18 protein-coding genes are annotated in these 18,188 nt (G+C 67.9%); 9 read left to right on the top strand and 9 right to left on the bottom strand.

Annotated elements, in window-relative coordinates; translation table 11 throughout:
* Window positions 1–105 precede the first annotated feature (105 nt).
* The 4 genes from HW566_RS09270 to trxA all read left to right on the top strand — a co-directional run bounded on the left by HW566_RS09270 (window position 106) and on the right by trxA (window position 5,374).
* Entirely contained in the window at window positions 106–2,268 is a 2,163-nt protein-coding gene (locus HW566_RS09270) for a DUF6049 family protein (RefSeq protein ID WP_178012296.1), read from the top strand.
* Window positions 2,265–3,872 carry a murein biosynthesis integral membrane protein MurJ gene (gene murJ, locus HW566_RS09265; RefSeq protein WP_178012294.1) on the top strand — a complete coding sequence of 536 codons (1,608 nt, stop codon included), beginning with the start codon at window positions 2,265–2,267 and terminating at the stop codon, window positions 3,870–3,872. Before HW566_RS09270 ends, murJ begins: the two co-directional genes overlap by 4 nt.
* Window positions 3,873–3,975: 103 nt before the next feature.
* A complete protein-coding gene (gene trxB / locus HW566_RS09260; RefSeq protein WP_178012292.1) occupies window positions 3,976–4,989 on the top strand; it encodes a thioredoxin-disulfide reductase in 1,014 nt (337 codons plus the stop codon).
* Window positions 4,990–5,050: 61 nt separating this feature from the next.
* Window positions 5,051–5,374 (top strand): thioredoxin, encoded by a 324-nt coding sequence (gene trxA / locus HW566_RS09255; RefSeq protein ID WP_178012290.1) that lies wholly within the window; start codon window positions 5,051–5,053, stop codon window positions 5,372–5,374.
* 65 nt (window positions 5,375–5,439) lie between these two features.
* Here trxA and HW566_RS09250 read toward each other — a convergent pair whose 3' ends face one another.
* From HW566_RS09250 to rpmH, 9 genes are all read right to left on the bottom strand, one after another.
* The gene (locus HW566_RS09250) at window positions 5,440–5,778 is read right to left on the bottom strand and encodes a tryptophan synthase subunit alpha (protein WP_178012288.1); all 339 of its coding nucleotides are present in this window, start codon (window positions 5,776–5,778) and stop codon (window positions 5,440–5,442) included.
* 34 nt (window positions 5,779–5,812) lie between these two features.
* Window positions 5,813–6,805 (bottom strand): ParB/RepB/Spo0J family partition protein, encoded by a 993-nt coding sequence (locus HW566_RS09245; RefSeq protein ID WP_178012286.1) that lies wholly within the window; start codon window positions 6,803–6,805, stop codon window positions 5,813–5,815.
* Window positions 6,805–7,734 (bottom strand): ParA family protein, encoded by a 930-nt coding sequence (locus HW566_RS09240; RefSeq protein WP_178012284.1) that lies wholly within the window; start codon window positions 7,732–7,734, stop codon window positions 6,805–6,807. Before HW566_RS09240 ends, HW566_RS09245 begins: the two co-directional genes overlap by 1 nt.
* A gap of 131 nt (window positions 7,735–7,865) precedes the next feature.
* Window positions 7,866–8,513, bottom strand: a complete 648-nt coding sequence (gene rsmG / locus HW566_RS09235; protein ID WP_178014837.1) for a 16S rRNA (guanine(527)-N(7))-methyltransferase RsmG — start codon at window positions 8,511–8,513, stop codon at window positions 7,866–7,868.
* Window positions 8,506–9,012 (bottom strand): Jag family protein, encoded by a 507-nt coding sequence (locus HW566_RS09230; RefSeq protein WP_178012282.1) that lies wholly within the window; start codon window positions 9,010–9,012, stop codon window positions 8,506–8,508. The genes rsmG and HW566_RS09230 overlap by 8 nt, the downstream gene beginning before the upstream one ends.
* Window positions 9,013–9,061: 49 nt before the next feature.
* Complete coding sequence (gene yidC / locus HW566_RS09225) at window positions 9,062–10,150, bottom strand: membrane protein insertase YidC (protein ID WP_178014835.1); 1,089 nt, start codon at window positions 10,148–10,150, stop codon at window positions 9,062–9,064.
* Window positions 10,151–10,156: 6 nt separating this feature from the next.
* Entirely contained in the window at window positions 10,157–10,513 is a 357-nt protein-coding gene (gene yidD / locus HW566_RS09220; RefSeq protein ID WP_178012280.1) for a membrane protein insertion efficiency factor YidD, read from the bottom strand.
* On the bottom strand, window positions 10,510–10,848 hold the full coding sequence (gene rnpA, locus HW566_RS09215) for a ribonuclease P protein component (protein ID WP_178012279.1): 339 nt from the start codon (window positions 10,846–10,848) through the stop codon (window positions 10,510–10,512). The genes yidD and rnpA overlap by 4 nt, the downstream gene beginning before the upstream one ends.
* 12 nt (window positions 10,849–10,860) lie before the next feature.
* A complete protein-coding gene (gene rpmH / locus HW566_RS09210; protein ID WP_036304730.1) occupies window positions 10,861–10,998 on the bottom strand; it encodes a 50S ribosomal protein L34 in 138 nt (45 codons plus the stop codon).
* A gap of 392 nt (window positions 10,999–11,390) precedes the next feature.
* Here rpmH and dnaA point away from each other — a divergent pair, with 392 nt between their 5' ends.
* From dnaA to gyrB, 5 genes are all read left to right on the top strand, one after another.
* Window positions 11,391–12,716 carry a chromosomal replication initiator protein DnaA gene (gene dnaA, locus HW566_RS09205; RefSeq protein ID WP_256728950.1) on the top strand — a complete coding sequence of 442 codons (1,326 nt, stop codon included), beginning with the start codon at window positions 11,391–11,393 and terminating at the stop codon, window positions 12,714–12,716.
* Window positions 12,717–13,131: 415 nt separating this feature from the next.
* On the top strand, window positions 13,132–14,271 hold the full coding sequence (gene dnaN, locus HW566_RS09200) for a DNA polymerase III subunit beta (protein WP_178012275.1): 1,140 nt from the start codon (window positions 13,132–13,134) through the stop codon (window positions 14,269–14,271).
* A gap of 64 nt (window positions 14,272–14,335) precedes the next feature.
* Window positions 14,336–15,502: a DNA replication/repair protein RecF gene (gene recF / locus HW566_RS09195; protein ID WP_178012273.1), complete on the top strand. Its 1,167-nt coding sequence runs from the start codon at window positions 14,336–14,338 to the stop codon at window positions 15,500–15,502.
* Window positions 15,483–15,977, top strand: coding sequence for a DUF721 domain-containing protein (locus HW566_RS09190; protein WP_178012271.1), 495 nt, complete (start codon window positions 15,483–15,485; stop codon window positions 15,975–15,977). The genes recF and HW566_RS09190 overlap by 20 nt, the downstream gene beginning before the upstream one ends.
* A 123-nt stretch (window positions 15,978–16,100) precedes the next feature.
* Window positions 16,101–18,158 (top strand): DNA topoisomerase (ATP-hydrolyzing) subunit B, encoded by a 2,058-nt coding sequence (gene gyrB / locus HW566_RS09185; protein WP_178012269.1) that lies wholly within the window; start codon window positions 16,101–16,103, stop codon window positions 18,156–18,158.
* Window positions 18,159–18,188 lie beyond the last annotated feature (30 nt).

The following is an 18,188-nucleotide window of genomic DNA, read 5'->3' as shown; positions in this document are numbered from 1 at the left end:
AGAGCAATAGCCGAGCGGCCCGGCCCGCCTCGGATGACGCACAGCGGCGCCGCCCTAGACTCTGTGCGACCCTCCCCCTCCGCCGGCAGGGTCGAGAACTCCGCCATGACCGTGACTCCCACCGCCACCGCCCGCGCACGCCGCGGTCGTCGCGGTGCCCGCGTGGTCGCCTGGGCTGCCGCTGTCGTCATCGCCCTCGTTCCGCTGATGGGCGTCGACGCCGCCACCGCCGACACCACGCCGTCGCCGACACCGTCGCCGAGCGAGGTCGGAACGGCCTCACTCACCGCCGCTCCCACCGGAGCCGGGCTCGTGCCGACCGGGTCGGACGCCGTCTTCACGGTGACGCAGCGCAACGAGACCTCGCGGTCGCTCGCGGCAGGCCCCGTGACCGTCGCGCTCTCGCGCACGCCGTTGACCTCCCAGCAGGCGGTCGACGACTGGCTGCGTCCGGACGACACCGAGGCTGACGAACCCGGCGGCGAAGAGATCGCGCGCACGGACGTGCCCGAGCTCGCCGCCGGTGAGGAGCGCGGCACGAGCGTACCGGTGTCCGCCGCCGACAGTGCCCTCGCCGATCTCGCACCCGGGGTCTACCCGATCGTGGTGACCGGTCCCGGCGGGCAGTCGCGCACGCTCATCACGGTGCCCCGACCCGATCAGCCCGCCCGATCGGTGGCCGTCATCGTGCCGATCACCGCGGGCCCCCGCACGACCGGCATCATCACCGCCGATGAGCTGTCCCAGCTGACCGCCGAGGACGGCGCGCTGACCGCGGCGCTGGATGCCGTCACCGGCACGCCCGCCGTCCTGGCGGTGGACCCCGCGATCACCGCCTCGATCCGGGTCCTGGGATCGAGCGCGCCGGCGTCGGCCACCGCGTGGCTGACGACCCTGATGGGCCTGCCGAACGAGCGCTTCGCCCTGCAGTTCGGCGACGCCGACCTGTCGACTCAAGTGCACGCGGGCCTCCCGTCCACGCTGCAACCGACCACGTTGGAGCCGTACGCCGACCTCGCGGACTTCGCCCCCGCCGCCGGCTCGAGCTCTCCCGCCGCCGTCCCGGACACCGCCGCCCTCACGGCCGTCGGCACCGCCGCCACCACGCGTCGTCAGGTCTTCTGGCCCGCCTCGGGAAGCGCGGGCGCCGACGTCGTCACGACCGTGTCGGCGCAGGCCGCGGCGGCCGCGGAGTCCGCCGCGGCCACCGAGCCGGCCGACACGCCGGTTCCGGACACCGCGCCGCTCGTGCTCGCATCGTCCGACACGGTCACGGGCGCACCGGGCGCGCCCCGCGTCACGGCGGGTGGTGCGGAGCTGCTGGTCTACGACGCCTCCGCATCGACCGAGCTCGCGTCCGCCGCGGCCCTCGACGACGCGGCCGAGCGCGGTACCGCACTCGCCGCTTCGACGGCGAAGCTCGTCCTCACCGGCGACGCCCCGGTGGTCGCGACCGTCGATCGGCCGACGTCGACCTCCCGAGCCGCGCTCCGAGCCGCCGTCAACGCGGCCTACAGCGTTCCCGGCGCCTCCCCGATCTCGCTCGCCGAGCTCCGCGGCACCGCGGGGGCGGCGGCGACCGTCGCCGACGTCCCGGCCGCCGCCGAGCGCGTGGCGGCGCTGGAGCGCTTCCTGTCGGACGAGGACCGCCTGGCCACCTTCGCCACCGCCCTCGTCGAGCCCGCGCAGCTGACGGCGCGCGAGCGCACCGGCATCCTGCAGCTGCTCGGCAACGCCTGGCTCGACGACGCGGCGGCGTGGAGCACCGCGGTCGATGCCCACGAGCAGGCGACGCGCGACACACTGGATGCCGTCGGCATCGCCAATCCCGGCACGATCAACTTCCTGGCCACGAGCGCCCCGATCTCGGTCACCGTCCGCAACGACCTGCCGTGGCCGGTCTCGGTGGTGCTGTTCGCCGACACCGGTGATCCCCGCCTGATCGTCCAGGACGTCACCCCCGTCGAGGCGGGCGCGCAGCAGAACACCCGCGTCGACGTACCGGTGGAGGCGCGGGTCGGCAGCGGCGAGACCGCCCTGCAGCTCCAGCTGCGCAGCGCCGCCGCCGTCCCGATCGGCGCACCCGAGACCATCGCCCTCACCGTTCGTGCCGAGTGGGAATCGGTCGGTGTGACGGCGATCATCGTCATCGTGGTCGTGCTCTTCGCCGGCGGTGTCGTCCGCACGGTGCTGAAGCTGCGTCGCCGCCGCTCTCCCGCGACCGCGCACGGGGATGCCGCATCCCAGAACCAGGAGAACATCGAGTGAGCGGTATCGGCCGAGCCGGAGCGGTCGTCGCCGCGGGAACCCTCGTCTCCCGCCTCACGGGCCTCGTGCGCAACATCGTCCTCGCCGCGGCACTTCCGGTGATCGCGACCGGCGCCACCGGCGGTGCGGCCAACGCCTTCGCGATCGCCAACCAGCTGCCCAACAACATCTACGCGATCATCTCCTCGGGACTGCTCGCCGGAGTGATCGTGCCGCAGATCATCCAGGCCGCGAAGCACCGCGACGGGGGAAGTGCATTCGTCTCGAAGCTGCTCACGCTGGGCCTCACGGCGCTGTTCGTGACGACGGTCATCGCCGTCGCCGCCGCTCCCCTGCTGGTCTTCGCGTTCGGGTCGCGCCTCGGCCCCGAAGCGTCCGCGCTCACCCTCGCGTTCGCGTACTGGTGCCTGCCGCAGCTGCTGTTCTACGGCATGTACGCCCTGCTGGGCGAGATCCTCAACGCCCGCGGCGTCTTCGGCCCCTTCGCGTGGTCGCCGATCGTCAACAACATCGTCTCGATCATCGGGTTCCTCGCGTTCATCTGGACGTTCGGCGTCCAGGAGGACGTCATCGGCTGGACCCCCACGATGGTCGGCGTGATCGCCGGTACCGCGACCCTCGGCATCATCGCCCAGGCGTGCGTGCTGCTGATGTTCTGGCGCCGGGCGGGCCTGCACGTGCGGCCCGACTTCCGCTGGCGCGGCATCGGGTTGCGCCACATCGGCCGCCTCGCGGGCTGGACCTTCCTGATGGTGCTGGTGGGGCAGCTCGCCGGCCTCGTGCAGACGACGCTGGTGAGCGCGGCGTCCAACGCAGGCGCATCGGTGGCGGCGATGTCGTACGCCTGGCTGGTGTTCATGCTCCCGTTCTCGGTGATCGTGCTGTCGATCGGGACGCCGTACTTCACCCGCCTGAGCGAGCACGTGTCCACCGGACGCCCGGATGCCCTGAGGTCAGACCTCGATGCCGCCACCCGCACCATCGGAATCTTCATGGTGGGTGCCCTCGCCGCGATCGTCGCCGCGATCCTGCCGATCTCGCGGGTCTTCACCACGAATCCGCAGACCGCCACGTCCTTCGCCTGGGTGCTCGCGGCTTACCTCGTAGCGCTCCTGCCCCTCTCCTTCCAGTTCGTGCTGCAGCGGACGTTCTACGCCCATCAGGACACCCGCACACCGTTCGTGTTCACGCTGGTGCAGGCCGTCCTCGTCGCCGTCACCGCGGTCCTCGCCTACCTGCTGCTGCCGGTCGAGCAGCTGGCGGTCGGTGTCGCCCTGGGCCAGTCGCTGGCCAACGTCGTGCAGCTCGTGCTCGCCGTCGTCCTGCTGCGTCGCAAGATCGGACCGCTCGGGCTCGGAGGCGCGGTACGCGGCGTGATCCGCTTCGTCGCAGCCGGCATCCCCGCCGCGGCGGCGGGCTGGGGCGTCTCACTGCTGTTGGCCGGGCTCTTCGGCTGGACGATCGAGACGGTCCCGGCAGCCCTGCTGGGCGGCGCTGTCATCGGTTTCTCGACCCTCGCGGCCTACGTGGTCGTCCTCGCCGTGCTCCGTACTCCCGAGCTCGGCACGGCCGTCCGCACGGTGCGCCGCATTCTCGGTCGCTGATCCCCCTTCGCCACGGCCGTCGGGAATGCCCCGCGGCTAGCATGGGTTGGACGTGTCGGGGCATCCGCGACGCGGATTTCAGACTCCAGAAGGGGATGTCGACGTGCGACAGGTCATCATCATCGGATCCGGCCCGGCCGGCTACACCGCTGCCATCTACGCGGCGCGGGCGAACCTGAAGCCGCTGCTCATCGCGAGCTCGGTTGAAGCCGGCGGAGAGCTGATGAACACCACCGAGGTCGAGAACTTCCCCGGCTTCCCCGAGGGCATCATGGGGCCTGAGCTCATGACCAAGATGCAGGAGCAGGCCGAGAAGTTCGGCACCGAGGTGCTGTACGACGACGTCGTCGAGCTCGACGTCGCCGGCCCCGTCAAGAAGATCACGCTCGGCAGCGGAGCCACGCACGAGGCCGACAGCCTCGTCTTCGCCACCGGCTCGGCGCCCCGCAAGATCGGCATCGAGGGCGAGAGCCGCCTGTCGGGACGCGGCGTCTCGTACTGCGCCACGTGCGACGGCTTCTTCTTCCGCGAGCGCACGATCGCCGTCGTCGGCGGTGGCGACTCGGCCATGGAGGAGGCGACCTTCCTCACCAAGTTCGCGTCGAAGGTGTACGTCATCCACCGTCGTGACGAGCTGCGCGCCTCGAAGATCATGCAGAACCGCGCGATGAACAACGACAAGATCGAGTTCGTCTGGAACAGCGAGGTCGCCGACATCCTCGGCGAGGATGCCGTCACCGGCGTCGTCCTGCGTGACACCGTCGACGGGTCGACGCGCGAGCTGCCGCTCGACGGCATCTTCGTCGCCATCGGCTACGACCCCCGCACGCACCTCGTCCACGGCGCGCTCGACCTCACCGAGCACGGCACCGTGTGGGTCGACGGGCGCTCATCGCGCACCTCGATCCCCGGCGTCTTCGCCGCGGGCGACGTCATCGACCCGACCTATCGCCAGGCGGTCACCGCCGCCGGCAGCGGCACGGTCGCCGCCCTCGACGTGGAGCACTACCTCGCCGCCCTCGGTGAGGCCTCCGAGCCCGCGGCCGACTCGTCGCCCCTGCGAGGCCGCCCCGACGAGGGTCTCGAGGCCCTGGTCGCCGAGACCGAGAACGCGTAACGGAACATTTCACCGGCCTGCATCGTTGACGTAGGCGACACCCTTTCGAAGGAGATCACACATGACCGCCAAGGCCACGACCGAAAGCACCTGGCAGCAGGACGTCCTCGACGCCGACGGACCCGTCCTCGTCGACTTCTGGGCCGCGTGGTGCGGTCCGTGTCGGATGGTCAGCCCCATCCTCGACGAGATCGCCGGCGAGCACCCCGACAAGATCACGGTGCTCAAGCTCAACGTCGACGAGAACCCGAACCTCGCCATGCAGTACCAGATCACCTCCATCCCGGCGATGAAGGTCTTCAACAAGGGTGAGGTCGAGAAGACGATCATCGGCGCCAAGCCGAAGTTCGCCCTCGAGCAGGACCTCGCCACCTACATCGGCTGACGTCCCGCGTCACGAAGCCCCGGTCGGAAGCACTTGCGCCCGGGGCTTTCTCGTTCTGCGACGCCTCAGGACGCGTCGGCCCGCGTCGCCGCGTCCCAACGCCGGTGAGGTTCGCTGCCGAGAAGCCGCCACACCGCGCGGGTGAGCTCGGGATGATCCATCGCGATCTGCCGGAGGACCCGGTAATTGCGGGCCGCGCTCGGCCGACCCCCGCCGTACGCCTCGATGTTCTCGGCCCGCAGCATCAGGACGACGAGCTCATCGACCGTCGGCAGATCCTCCATGAACTCCCAGGGGTCCTCGCCGCTGCGCAGTCGCTCCTCGACGAGGACCGAGAGCTCGTCCGACGCTTCCGCGCGAAGGAGCTCGACACTCGCGCGTCTCGGGGTCTTCTCGTCGCTCACTCATCAAGCCTACGCCGCCCCGCTGACACCCGGCTCAGCGAGCTCCGTACGCGTCCTCGCCCAGTTCGGCGAGGATGCGGTTGAGGTCCTGGATTGTCGCGAAATCCACCACGATCTGGCCTTTTCGTGCCCCGAGGGAGATCTTCACCTTGGTGTCTAGGCGGTCGCCGAGACGACCCGCGACCTCGTCGAGATGGGCGCGCACTCCGCCTGCCTTGGGCGCCGGACGTCGAGAGCCGGCGGTCTCGACGTTCTTGGCGGCTGCCTCCGCGGCGCGCACCGAGAGGTCCTCGTTGACGATCTTGTCGGCAAGGCGCTGCATCCCGTCCGCCCCATCGACCGACAGGATCGCGCGCGCGTGACCGGCGCTGAGCACACCCGCCGCGACGCGCTGCTGTACCGGCACCGGGAGCCGGAGCAGCCGGATCGTGTTGCTGATCTGCGGGCGCGATCGGCCGATGCGCGTGGCGAGCTCCTCCTGCGTGATGCCGAAGTCCTCGAGAAGCTGCTGGTAGGCGGATGCCTCTTCGAGCGGGTTGAGCTGCGAGCGGTGCAGATTCTCGAGCAGCGCATCCCGCAGGAGGTTCTCATCCGAGGTGTCGCGCAACACCGCGGGGATGGCGGTGAGACCTGCCTCGCGAGCGGCACGCGTACGCCGCTCCCCCATGATCAGCTCGTACTTGCCGTCCTCGTTGGTCCGCACGACGACCGGCTGGAGCACACCGAACTCGCGCACGCTGTGCACCAGCTCAGCAAGATCGTCAGAGTCGAAGTGAGTGCGCGGCTGGCGCGGGTTCGGAACGATGTCGTTCGGGTCGACCTGGATGAGCATGGTCCCGGGCACCGCGACGAGGTCGGGAACGGGCTCGGCATCCGCGGTCGGTGCGATCCCTTCGGGCCTGTCGGCAACCAACGCGCCGGATGACTTCGCTCCGGGGAAGAACACGTCGACGGGACGGGACTCGGACTGCTCCGACGTGGGGATCAGTGCGCCGATTCCTCGACCCAGTCCGGTGCGCTTCGCCATCAGGCATCTCCCTTTTTCTCATGTGCCGCCGCAGACGCGCGCTGCGCGATCTCGACGGCCGCCTCGCGATATGCCACCGCGCCGGCCGACTGACCATCGTAAGCGATCACGGTCTGCCCGAAGCTCGGCGCCTCGGATACTCGGACCGAACGCGGGATCACCGTGCGCAGAACCTCGTTCGGAAAGTGCTGGCGGACCTCTTCCGCCACCTGCTGAGCCAGCCGCGTGCGTCCGTCGTACATCGTCAGCAGGATCGTCGACAGGTGCAGCCGCGCGTTGAGGTGCTTCTGGATCATCGACACGCTCCCGAGCAGCTGACTGAGACCCTCGAGCGCGTAGTACTCGCACTGAATGGGGATCAGCAGCTCGTTCGCGGCTGTGAAGGCGTTGATCGTGAGCAATCCCAGAGACGGCGGGCAGTCGATCAGGACGAAATCGACCCGATCCTCCGATGACGACAGATAGTCATCGATCGCAGTCCGTAAGCGGTGCTCGCGCGCTACCTGAGACACCAGCTCGATCTCAGCACCCGCGAGGTGGATCGTGCTGGGCGCACAGAACAGGCGGGGCGACTCCGGGCTGGTCTGAACGATGTCGGACAGGGGGAACTGGTCGATCAACACGTCATAGACGCTCGGAACGTCCGCGGTGTGCGGCACGCCGAGCGCCGTGGACGCATTTCCCTGCGGATCCAGATCGATGACCAGCACGCGAGCACCGAGCGATGCCAGCGACGCCGCGAGGTTCACCGTGGTGGTGGTCTTGCCGACACCACCCTTCTGGTTCGAGACCGTGATGACCCGAGGGTCCCCCGTGAACTCCAGTGAGACGGAATCGAGAGCACGTCGACGTGATGACAGATCGGCGAGCTCGCGTGCCAGGGGCGAGTCGAACGTCAGTGACCCTCGTCCCGAATCGGACTCCGCCATGCGATCAACTCCTCGTTCTCGGTATTCACTCTAGGGATGCCGTTCGACATGGTTTCACGTGAAACGGCAACGTCTCGGTGTTTCACGTGAAACATCGGGATCTGATCCGGGGTGATGTTTCACGTGAAACATCACCGCACGGTCGCGCGGATGACTCGTGTGGGCTCGACCAGAAGATCCGTCCCAACCGTCTCGACCCGGACCTCGGACAGTCGGAAGCGACGAATGGCTTTCTCCGCGGCCGCGATCTCCGCCTCGGCGTTCGCACCCTTCAACAGGATGAGTTCACCCCCGTCGTGAACGAGCGGTGCCGTGAGGGGGATGAGTGTGCGCAGGGCGCTGACGGCGCGCGCGGTCACGGCATCGAGCGACGCGCCCCGGTTCCATTCCTCGGCGCGCGTGCGCACGATCTCGACATTGTCCAGACCGAGGACGGCCACCTGTTCCGACAGCCAGGCGACACGGCGCTCCATCGTCTCGATCAGAACCCACTCCACGTCCGGACGCGCGATCGCCAGGACGATGCCTGGCAGACCCGCACCGGAGCCCACGTCACCGACGCGGCCTGCGAACAGGGGAGCCGCGGCAGCGCAGTTGAGCACGTGTCGCGACCACAGACGGGGGAGTTCCAGCGGCCCGATCAGACCGCGCTCCTCACCGTGCTCGGCCAGCGCCGCGGTGTACCGGCGTGCGAGTTCCGCTCGCGGTCCGAAGGCCGCCTCGACGGCCGATGTCGGCTCGGGCTCGATCACAGATGTTTCACGTGAAACATCAGCCATGACGGATAACGGTGTGGCGGTCGGCACCTTCGCCGTACGACTCCGAAACCACGCCGCGCTCGGCAGCGATGTCGTGCACGAGCTTGCGCTCATAGCTCGACATCGCCGGGAGCGAGGCCTGTGATGCGCCCTCGTTGAGGCGCTCGACGGCACGGTCGACCAGGCGTTCGAGCTCGACCCGGCGCGCATCCCGCGAACCACCGATATCGAGGATGAGCCGCGAGAACCGTCCGGTCTTCGTCTGGACGGCGATACGCGTCAGCTCCTGCACCGCCTGCACGACGTCGGGATCCGCCAGCACGCGCAACGACGCAGCATCCTCGGCCTCGACCGAAACATACGCGCGTCCGGCACGGACATCCAGGTTCAGATCCCCGTCGATGTCAGCGATGTCCAGCAGACCCTCGAGATAGTCCGCGGCGATGTCGCCCTCGCGTTCGAGCTCTTCCACGGTCGCTTCGGAGCGCTCGACGGACGGGGACTCGGTGGGGTTGCTCATGGGGTTCCTCCCGGTGATCTGGGTCGGGTGCCGGCGGATGAACGCGGGGTCAGGCCTGCGGCCCGTCCTTCTGCGACTGCTTCTTGGCACGCTGCTTGTTCATCGGCTGCTGACGCTTGGGCTGCGCTGCGCGCGCACGCTCTGCTTCTTCGAGGAGTCGCTGCTGCTCGGCCTCGTACTTCTCCATCGAGATCACGCGGCCCTTCGCGTCGAGGGCCTTGCCCTTGCGTGCGAGACGCTCCTCGCGCGCCTTCGCCGCCTCCGAACCCGGCGTGGGCAGGTTGCGGATGACGATGAACTGCTGCGCCATGGTCCAGATGTTCGACGTGAACCAGTACATGACGACACCGAGGGGGAAGAACACACCCGAGAAGATGAAGGCCAGCGGGAGCACGTAGAGCATGATCTTCTGCATCTGGTACGCCTGGCCGGTCTTGGCCTCGGGCGACAGGTTCTTCGAGATGATCTGCAGCTGGGTGATGAACTGCGACGCGATCATCAGGACGACGAGGATGACGAGGATCGTCACCGTCGCCGTCTGCCCGAGGTTGATGGCCTCGATCATGTTCGTGTGGAGCGGCGCGACGTCGAACAGCTGCGCGTCGTAGAACTGCTTGGTGAGATCCACGTTGAGCAGACCGACGCCACCCACGCCCCACTCGGCGTGCTTCTTGACGTCGCTCAAGGTGTAGAACATGCCCAGCAGGATCGGCATCTGCACGAGGAGCGGCAGGCAACTCGAGACCGGCGTCGTGCCGTGCTTCTTGTACAGCGCCATCGTCTCGCGGCTCATCGCCTCGCGGGAGAGTTGATCGCGCTTCCCGCGGTACTTCTCCTGGATCTTGCGCATGTCGGGCGCGAGCTCCATCATCTTGCGCTGGCTCTTGATCTGCCGCACGAAGAGCGGGATCAGCGCGGAGCGCACGACGATGACCAGGCCGATGATCGACATGACCCAGGTCGCGCCGGCGGCAGCGGGCATCCCGACAGCGGTCAGGACCCAGTGCCAGAACACCAGGATGGCCTCGACGAGGAACTTGAACGGCCACATGATCGTGCTGAAGAAGTCAGCACCGCCGGGAGGAGGAGTCGTCGGGGTCGGCACGACGGGAGTCGGCGTGGCGAGGAAGAGATCCAGCACGGATCAGTCCTTTCTCGGCGGCACGACGAAGCCGTGCCTGGTCAGGGTGTGGCGGAAGGTCCGGTGGGCGGGAACGTCGTCGACGCCTCCCGCTGCCCACGGGTGGCATCGTGCGAGGCGGGCGGCGGCGAGAGCCGAGCCCTTCACGAGCCCGTGCTGCTGAACCGCGCCCACGGCGTAGGCGGAACAGCTCGGGTAGTACTTGCAGACATCGCCGTAGAGCGGAGACACCACCGAGCGATATGCATGAAGCACCGCTATCCCGGCGTTGCGCGGTGCGAGGGGCACGGATCGGAGCAGCGACGACGCCGCGAGACGACCGTCACCGATGGAGGCGGCCGGCAACGTCGACCAGCTCATGCCGATGCTCGTCGTCGCAGGCACCGCGTCACCTCTTCTCGCAGTTGAGCGAAGTCCGACCCGGCCGCCGAGGGCAGGGCACGGATGACGATGTCGGCGCCCTCGCGCACCTCGGGCAGAACCTGCGCACAAACGGCCTTCAGCCGTCGGCGCACTGTATTGCGCACGACGGCTGATCCGACTTGCTTGCTGACGATGAAACCGAAACGCGGGGAGCGCCGAGATCCGCTCGACACCACGTAGGTCACGGTGTGCGATCCGGCACACCGAGCACCCCCGCGGACGACGGCCTTGTAATCCGCCCCGCGCGTGATCCGGTTTCCGCGCGCCAGCACAGAGAGGCTGCGTCAGGCCGACAGCTCGGTGCGGCCCTTGCCGCGGCGTGCCGACAGGATGGCACGACCGGCGCGGGTGCGCATGCGGGCGCGGAAGCCGTGCTTCTTGGCGCGGCGGCGGTTGTTGGGCTGGAACGTGCGCTTGCTCATAGGGATCACTCCGGATCGGCGGTCACCCGAACGCTTCATACGGGGACACGGGTACAGGACTGCCCTTGCGGGCATAAGTCAACCGACTAAGGGTACGTCGCGTTTCCCCGTAACTCAAACCGACGTGATGGGAACCCGCAATTATCCACCGCTGTACACAGCCCCTGGCGACGACACGCGGGCCGGAACTACAGTGGATTTGGCTCCGTCGACGCCGCGTGACTAGCGTGTCACGGTCAGTTATCCACAGCTATCCCCAGTTCGGCGCGAGGCTGTGTGGAAAACCTTCGATCACCGTGGGAGAACCCTTGGCTCAGCACGATCTCCCGGACGTCCCGGTGTGGACCGCCGTCCTCGACCTGCTGGCCGACGACGACCGCGTGACCCCGCAGATGCAGGGATTCCTGAGCCTGGCCGTCGCCCAGGGCGTCATGGGCGGCACCCTCTACCTCGACGTCCCGAACGATCTGACCGCCGCTCAGCTGAACAAGCGCCTACGGCAGCCCATCATGGAGGCGCTCGCCCACGTGCACGTCGAGCCCGGGGCGGCGAGCTTCCGCGTGGTCGTGAACCCCGAACTGGCAGACAGTCATCTCACCGCACCCATCCCGGTGCAGTCCGCCGCAGCTCCCGCGCCGCTGCGACCCGCCGGCGAGGAGTACGTCGAGCCCCCGGTGTCGACGTCCCGCCACGACACCCGGCTGAACCCGAAGTACACGTTCGACAACTTCGTCATCGGCCAGTCGAACAGGTTCGCGCACGCCGCGGCCGTCGCCGTGGCCGAAGCGCCGGCGAAGGCCTACAACCCGCTGTTCATCTACGGCGACTCGGGCCTGGGCAAGACCCACCTGCTCCACGCCATCGGCGACTACGCGCTCAACCTCTACACCGGCATCCGCGTGCGCTATGTCTCGAGCGAGGAGTTCACGAACGACTTCATCAACTCGATCGCCAACAACCGCGGCTCGGCCTTCCAGGCGCGCTATCGCGAGGTCGACATCCTGCTCATCGACGACATCCAGTTCCTCCAGGGGCGCGCCGAGACGCAGGAGGCGTTCTTCCACACCTTCAACACCCTCCACGACCACGACAAGCAGGTCGTCATCACCAGCGACCTGCCGCCGCGCCACCTCACCGGCTTCGAGGACCGCATGCGCAGCCGGTTCGAGTGGGGCCTGATCACCGACGTCCAGGCGCCCGACCTCGAGACGCGCATCGCCATCCTCCGCAAGAAGGCGCAGTCCGAGCGGCTGCTCGTGCCCGACGAGGTCCTCGAGTACATCGCGACGAAGGTGTCGTCGAACATCCGTGAGCTCGAGGGCGCCCTCATCCGCGTCTCGGCCTTCTCGAGCCTCAACCGCTCGACCCTCGACATCTCGTTGGCTCAGACAGTGCTTCGCGACATCGTCGACCAGGATGACGCCAACGTGATCTCTCCAACCGACATCATCACTGCGACAGCCCAGTACTTCCGCCTCTCCGTCGACGACCTCTACGGATCGAGCCGGTCCCAGGCCGTCGCGACCGCACGACAGATCGCCATGTACCTGTGCCGGGAACGCACCAGCCTGTCGCTGCCCAAGATCGGGCAGCTCTTCGGTAATCGCGACCACACCACGGTGATGTACGCATACAAGAAGATCAGCGAGCTCATGAAGGAGCGCCGCTCGATCTACAACCAGGTCTCCGAGATCACGGCTCAGCTCGGGCGACGCTGACGCACCCACGGCGCACCCGGCGCTCGGCTTGACAGTGCGCCCCGGAGGTCCCATCATGCGGTTCTGCACAGTGTGGACAACCTGTGGATAACTTCGATTCCACGTCGAACAGTTGTGAACGAATCCCCGTCGGCCTGTGGACTCCCGCTCGCAGACGTCCATCGCGATCCGGATCCGTTCACGCATCCATCCGCAGCCGGCCCACAAGTTACACGTTTGTCGTTCCCAGGCGTCGACCGGGATCCCCAGAGTTATCCACAGTTTCCACAGCAGTGAAGAAGAAGACAGAGATATCTAGAGAGAAAAGGGATTCGATCACCTCGAAGGCGGTCGAACCGGCTGACGCCGTGCTTCGGGCACGACCCTGCATGGGCACTAGCATGGGAGAGCTTTCAACCTCGACAAGGGAGCACCAGTGAAGTTCCAGGTCAATCGCGACGTCTTCAGCGAGGCTGTGTCGTTCGTCGTGAAGCTCCTTCCGCAGCGCAATCCCCAGCCGATCCTCGCCGGTGTGCTCATCGAAGCCACCGACGCCGGACTGTCGCTGTCGGCTTTCGACTACGAAGCCTCGGCTCGCACGACGATCGAGGCGACGATCGACGAGCCCGGCACGATCCTCGTGCACGGCCGCCTGCTCTCGGAGATCGCCAGCAGGCTGCCGAACGCGCCGATCCAGATCGCCGTCGACGACGACGGCATCGTGCTCTCGTGCGGCTCGGCGCGGTTCACCCTCGCATCGATGCCCGTGCAGGAGTACCCCGCCATCCCCGAGGTCTCGGGCGAGTCGGGCGTCGTTCCGGCCGAAGACTTCGCACAGGCCATCTCGCAGGTCGCGTTCGCGGCGTCCCGCGACGACGTCACCCCTGTCCTCACCGGCGTGCAGCTCGAGGTGACCGGAACCCAGTTGAGCCTCGTCGCGACCGACCGCTACCGCGTCGCGCTGCGCGACATCCCCTTCGACAGCGGGATCGCGGCGGACGAGAACACCACGACGGCCCTGGTCCCCGCTCGGACACTGACCGAGGTGGGCAAGACCTTCTCGCACTCCGGAGACATCACCGTGTCGTTCTCGGGCTCGGGCGACCGCGAGATCATCGCGTTCACCGCGGGCAACAAGACGGTCACCTCCCTGCTGATCAAAGGCAACTTCCCGCCGGTCCGACGCCTCTTCCCGGAAGCCACCGAGCATCACGCGGTCGTCAACACCGGTGAGCTCATCGAGGCTGTGCGCCGTGTCGCCCTCGTTCTCGACCGGTCGGCGCCGCTGCGATTCACCTTCGGGGCCGATGGCGTGTCGATGGATGCGTCGGGAACCGAGCAGGCGCGCGCGACGGAGTCGGTCGACGCGACCCTCACCGGCGAGGAGGTCGTCATCGGGCTGAACCCGCAGTACCTGCTCGAAGCCCTCGCTGCGGTCAAGAGCGAGTTCACCCGCGTGACGTTCACCTCGAGCGAGAACGCCAACAAGCTGAGCCCGATCCTCATCACCCCGCAGACGTCGGGCGGCGTGGAGTCGTTCAAGTACCTCCTGCAGCCCAACCTCCTCCTGCGCTGAGGCCGGCGGCGGCGTCCGGATACGCCGCGGGGCCGGTGTCAGAACCGAGAACTAGGGTGATCTGATGATCGTGGAGCAGCTGAGCCTGGTGGACTTCCGCAATTACGCGGCCGCCGAACTCACCCTCGCTCCCGGCGCGAGCGTCTTCGTCGGTCGCAACGGCCAGGGCAAGACCAATCTCGCGGAGGCGATCGGATACTTCGCGACCCTCGGCTCCCATCGGGTTTCTCAGGACGCCCCGATGGTCCGCGACGGTGCGGACGCCGCGTTCGTCCGCGCCCGGCTCGCGCACGGCGAGCGCCGTGTGCAGCTGGAGGCGCAGCTGAACCGGACCGGTTCCAACAAGGCTCGAGTGAACGGTTCGCCCGTCCGCACCTCCGAGCTGCCGCGTTACGCGCAGGTCGTGCTCTTCGCACCCGAAGACCTCCAGATCGTCCGCGGCGATCCGTCGGCGCGGCGGCGGTTCGCCGATCAGCTGCTGATCCAGCGGGCCCCGCGCCTGGCCGGCGTGCTCGCCGACTACGACCGCGTGCTCAAACAGCGCAACGCACTTCTCAAGTCGGCGCGATCGCGAGGCGTGCGCGGCGAGGGCCTGTCGACCCTCGAGGTGTGGGACGACAAACTCGTCTCCCTCGGCACCGAGGTGATCCGCGCGCGGCTGCGGCTCGCGTCCGAACTGGCCGGACCCGTCGCCACCGCCTACGCCGCGATCGCCGGGGCCGATCACCGCCCGCAGTTGCAGTGGGCGTTGTCGGTGGGCGGCTCGGATCCCGAGGAGGACGACTCACCCGCCGGTGCCGCGGTCGCCGACGCCGCGGCGATCGAGCAGCTCTTCCGCTCTGCCCTCGCCGAGCGGCGGTCGGCGGAGCTCGATCGCGGGATCACGCTCGTCGGTCCCCATCGCGACGATCTCGTGCTGCGCATCCGCGATCTGCCGGTCAAGGGCTATGCATCGCACGGCGAGTCGTGGTCGGTCGCCCTGTCGCTGCGGCTGGGCTCGGCCGAGCTGCTGCGCGCCGAGTCGAGTCTGGGCGATCCGATCGTGATCCTCGACGACGTGTTCGCCGAGCTCGACACCGACCGACGAGCCCGACTCGCCGGCATCGTCGCCGACTACCAACAGGTGATCGTCACAGCTGCCGTCGCCGAGGACGTCCCGCTCGAACTGCGCGCGCGCACCGTGCGGGTCGAGGCGGGAACGCTGCACGAGGATGTCGATGAGCGCTCCTGACGAGCTGCCCGAGACGATCGCCACCTATCTGCGCCTCCGGGGCCTCGAGCCCTCGGGCAGGTGGAAGAAGCGGCGCCGGGTCCGCACCGACGATGACGAGAACCAGCCGTTCACGACGGGTCGCGATCCTCGGGGGCTCGGTGACGTCATCGCCGACCTCACCCGTCAGGCCGGGTGGGACGCCCAGCTCTCGCGCGAGGACCTCGTGCTCCGGTGGGCCGAGGTCGCCGGTGAGGAGACCGCTCGCCACGCCTCGCCCGTCGCGCTCTCCGACGGTGTGCTGACGGTGCAGTGCGACTCCACGGCGTGGGCGAAGAACCTCCATCTCATGCGTGCGGCCATCACGACACAGCTCGTGAGAGCGTTCCCGCAATCGGGGGTCCAGTCGGTGCGTTTCGTAGGGCCGGACGTCCCCTCCTGGAAATGGGGCCCCAGAGCCGTTCCAGGGCGCGGCCCTCGCGATACCTACGGATGAGCCACGTCCCCAGTCGTCGAATCCGACTTTCGTTCGCCATACGGGCGCTGAGGCCCGCGAGGAGATCCTGGAGCCGGTAGACTGGGTGGGACCGACCGAACCGATGTGGAGCGCTCGAAACCTATGACGTCTCAGAATTCCGACAGCGTTCCCGAAGATCCCGACATCCCCGCCGCGACGGGAGAGCAGACCCCCACGAAGGTACCGAACGAGTACGGCGCCGACGAGATCCAGGTGCTCGAGGGTCTCGAGGCGGTGCGGAAGCGTCCCGGCATGTACATCGGGTCCACGGGCGAGCGCGGCCTGCACCATCTCGTCTACGAGATCGTCGACAACTCCGTCGACGAGGCCCTCGCGGGCTACTGCGACACGATCCAGGTCTCGGTCCTCGAGGACGGCGCGATCCGCGTCGTCGACAACGGCCGCGGCATCCCGGTCGACATGCACAAGACCGAGGGCAAGTCGACCGTCGAGGTCGTGCTCACGGTGCTCCACGCCGGCGGAAAGTTCGGCGGGGGCGGCTACGCGGTCTCGGGTGGTCTGCACGGTGTGGGCTCTTCTGTCGTGAACGCGCTCTCGACGCGCCTCGACGTCGAGGTCCGTCGTCAGGGCCACGTGTGGCGCCAGTCGTTCCACGACGGCGGCGTGCCGCAGGCGCCGCTCGAGAAGGGCGAAGCCACCGACGGGACCGGCACGACCATCACCTTCTGGCCCGACGCGAGCATCTTCGAGTCGACGCACTTCGACTACGACACCCTCCGCACCCGGTTCCAGCAGCAGGCCTTCCTGAACAAAGGGCTGCGCATCGCGCTCGAGGACCTCCGACCCGACTCAGCGTACGTGGTCGACCTCGCCGACGGCACCTCCGAGAGCCGGAGCCCGCACGACGACTTCCTCTACGAGCGTGGACTCGTCGACTACGTCGAGTACCTCAACAAGCTGCGTAAGACCGAGGTGGTCAACGACGAGATCATCGAGGTCGAGTCCGAGGACACCGTTCGTCACATCGCCCTCGAGCTGGCCATGCAGTGGACGACGAGCTACACCGAGAACGTCTTCACCTTCGCCAACACCATCAACACGCACGAGGGCGGCACCCACGAAGAGGGCTTCCGCGCGGCGCTGACGACCAAGGTCAACGCCTATGCACGGGAGAAGGGCCTCCTCAAAGAGAAGGACGACAACCTCACCGGCGATGACATCCGCGAGGGTCTGACCGCCGTCATCTCGGTCAAGCTCTCGGAGCCGCAGTTCGAGGGCCAGACCAAGACCAAGCTCGGCAACACCGAGGCCAAGGCCTTCGTGCAGAAGGTGGTGGGCGATCAGCTGACCGACTGGCTCGACCGCAACCCCGCTCAGGCCAAGCGGGTGATCATGAAGGCGGTGGATGCCGCGACCGCTCGGCTCGCAGCCCGCAAGGCGCGCGAGACCGCACGCCGCAAGAGCGTCTTCGAATCGGCGTCGATGCCCGACAAGCTCAAGGACTGCACGAGCAAAGACCCCTCGATCTCGGAGATCTTCCTCGTCGAGGGTGATTCCGCCGGCGGTTCGGCGGTACGCGGGCGCGATCCCGAGACCCAGGCGATCCTGTCGCTGCGCGGCAAGGTGCTCAACGTCGAGAAGGCGCGGCTGGACCGCGCGCTCGGCAACAACGAGATCCAGGCGATCATCTCGGCGTTCGGCACCGGCATCGGCGAGGACTTCTCGGTCGAGAAGGCGCGGTATCACAAGATCGTCCTCATGGCCGATGCCGACGTCGACGGGCAGCACATCACGACGCTGCTGCTGACCCTGCTCTTCCGCTACATGCGCGGGCTCATCGAGGCGGGCTTCGTCTACCTCGCGATGCCCCCGCTCTACCGCTTGAAGTGGACCAACGCCGAGCACGAGTACGTCTTCAGCGACAAGGAGCGCGATGCGCTCTTGGCGGACGGGCTCGCGAGCGGCAAGCGCATCCCCAAGGAATCCGGCGTCCAGCGCTACAAGGGTCTCGGTGAGATGAACCCGAAGGAGCTGTGGGAGACGACCATGGACCACAGCACCCGCACCCTCCGTCAGGTGACGATCGACGACGCGGCCGCGGCCGACGAGATCTTCTCGGTGCTCATGGGTGAAGACGTCGAGTCCCGCCGCACCTTCATCCAGCGCAACGCCAAGGACGTCCGCTTCCTCGACATCTGATCGAGCCGAGCGACATCGAGAAACTGAGAA

This window comes from Microbacterium oleivorans (assembly GCF_013389665.1).
Lineage (GTDB): Bacteria > Actinomycetota > Actinomycetes > Actinomycetales > Microbacteriaceae > Microbacterium > Microbacterium oleivorans_C.
Note: the sequence above shows the minus strand (reverse complement) of the source record. Positions and strands in the feature narration are given on the sequence as shown.

What these genes read in the sequence shown, in the direction of transcription:
- HW566_RS09270 (WP_178012296.1), top strand. Translation starts at nt 106, where the DNA reads ATGACCGTGACTCCCACCGCCACCGCCCGCGCACGCCGCGGTCGTCGC.
- trxA (WP_178012290.1), top strand. Translation starts at nt 5,051, where the DNA reads ATGACCGCCAAGGCCACGACCGAAAGCACCTGGCAGCAGGACGTCCTC.
- HW566_RS09245 (WP_178012286.1), bottom strand. Translation starts at nt 6,805, where the DNA reads ATGGCGAAGCGCACCGGACTGGGTCGAGGAATCGGCGCACTGATCCCC.
- HW566_RS09240 (WP_178012284.1), bottom strand. Translation starts at nt 7,734, where the DNA reads ATGGCGGAGTCCGATTCGGGACGAGGGTCACTGACGTTCGACTCGCCC.
- rsmG (WP_178014837.1), bottom strand. Translation starts at nt 8,513, where the DNA reads ATGGCTGATGTTTCACGTGAAACATCTGTGATCGAGCCCGAGCCGACA.
- HW566_RS09230 (WP_178012282.1), bottom strand. Translation starts at nt 9,012, where the DNA reads ATGAGCAACCCCACCGAGTCCCCGTCCGTCGAGCGCTCCGAAGCGACC.
- yidD (WP_178012280.1), bottom strand. Translation starts at nt 10,513, where the DNA reads ATGAGCTGGTCGACGTTGCCGGCCGCCTCCATCGGTGACGGTCGTCTC.
- rpmH (WP_036304730.1), bottom strand. Translation starts at nt 10,998, where the DNA reads ATGAGCAAGCGCACGTTCCAGCCCAACAACCGCCGCCGCGCCAAGAAG.
- dnaA (WP_256728950.1), top strand. Translation starts at nt 11,391, where the DNA reads ATGCAGGGATTCCTGAGCCTGGCCGTCGCCCAGGGCGTCATGGGCGGC.
- recF (WP_178012273.1), top strand. Translation starts at nt 14,336, where the DNA reads ATGATCGTGGAGCAGCTGAGCCTGGTGGACTTCCGCAATTACGCGGCC.
- HW566_RS09190 (WP_178012271.1), top strand. Translation starts at nt 15,483, where the DNA reads ATGTCGATGAGCGCTCCTGACGAGCTGCCCGAGACGATCGCCACCTAT.
- gyrB (WP_178012269.1), top strand. Translation starts at nt 16,101, where the DNA reads ATGACGTCTCAGAATTCCGACAGCGTTCCCGAAGATCCCGACATCCCC.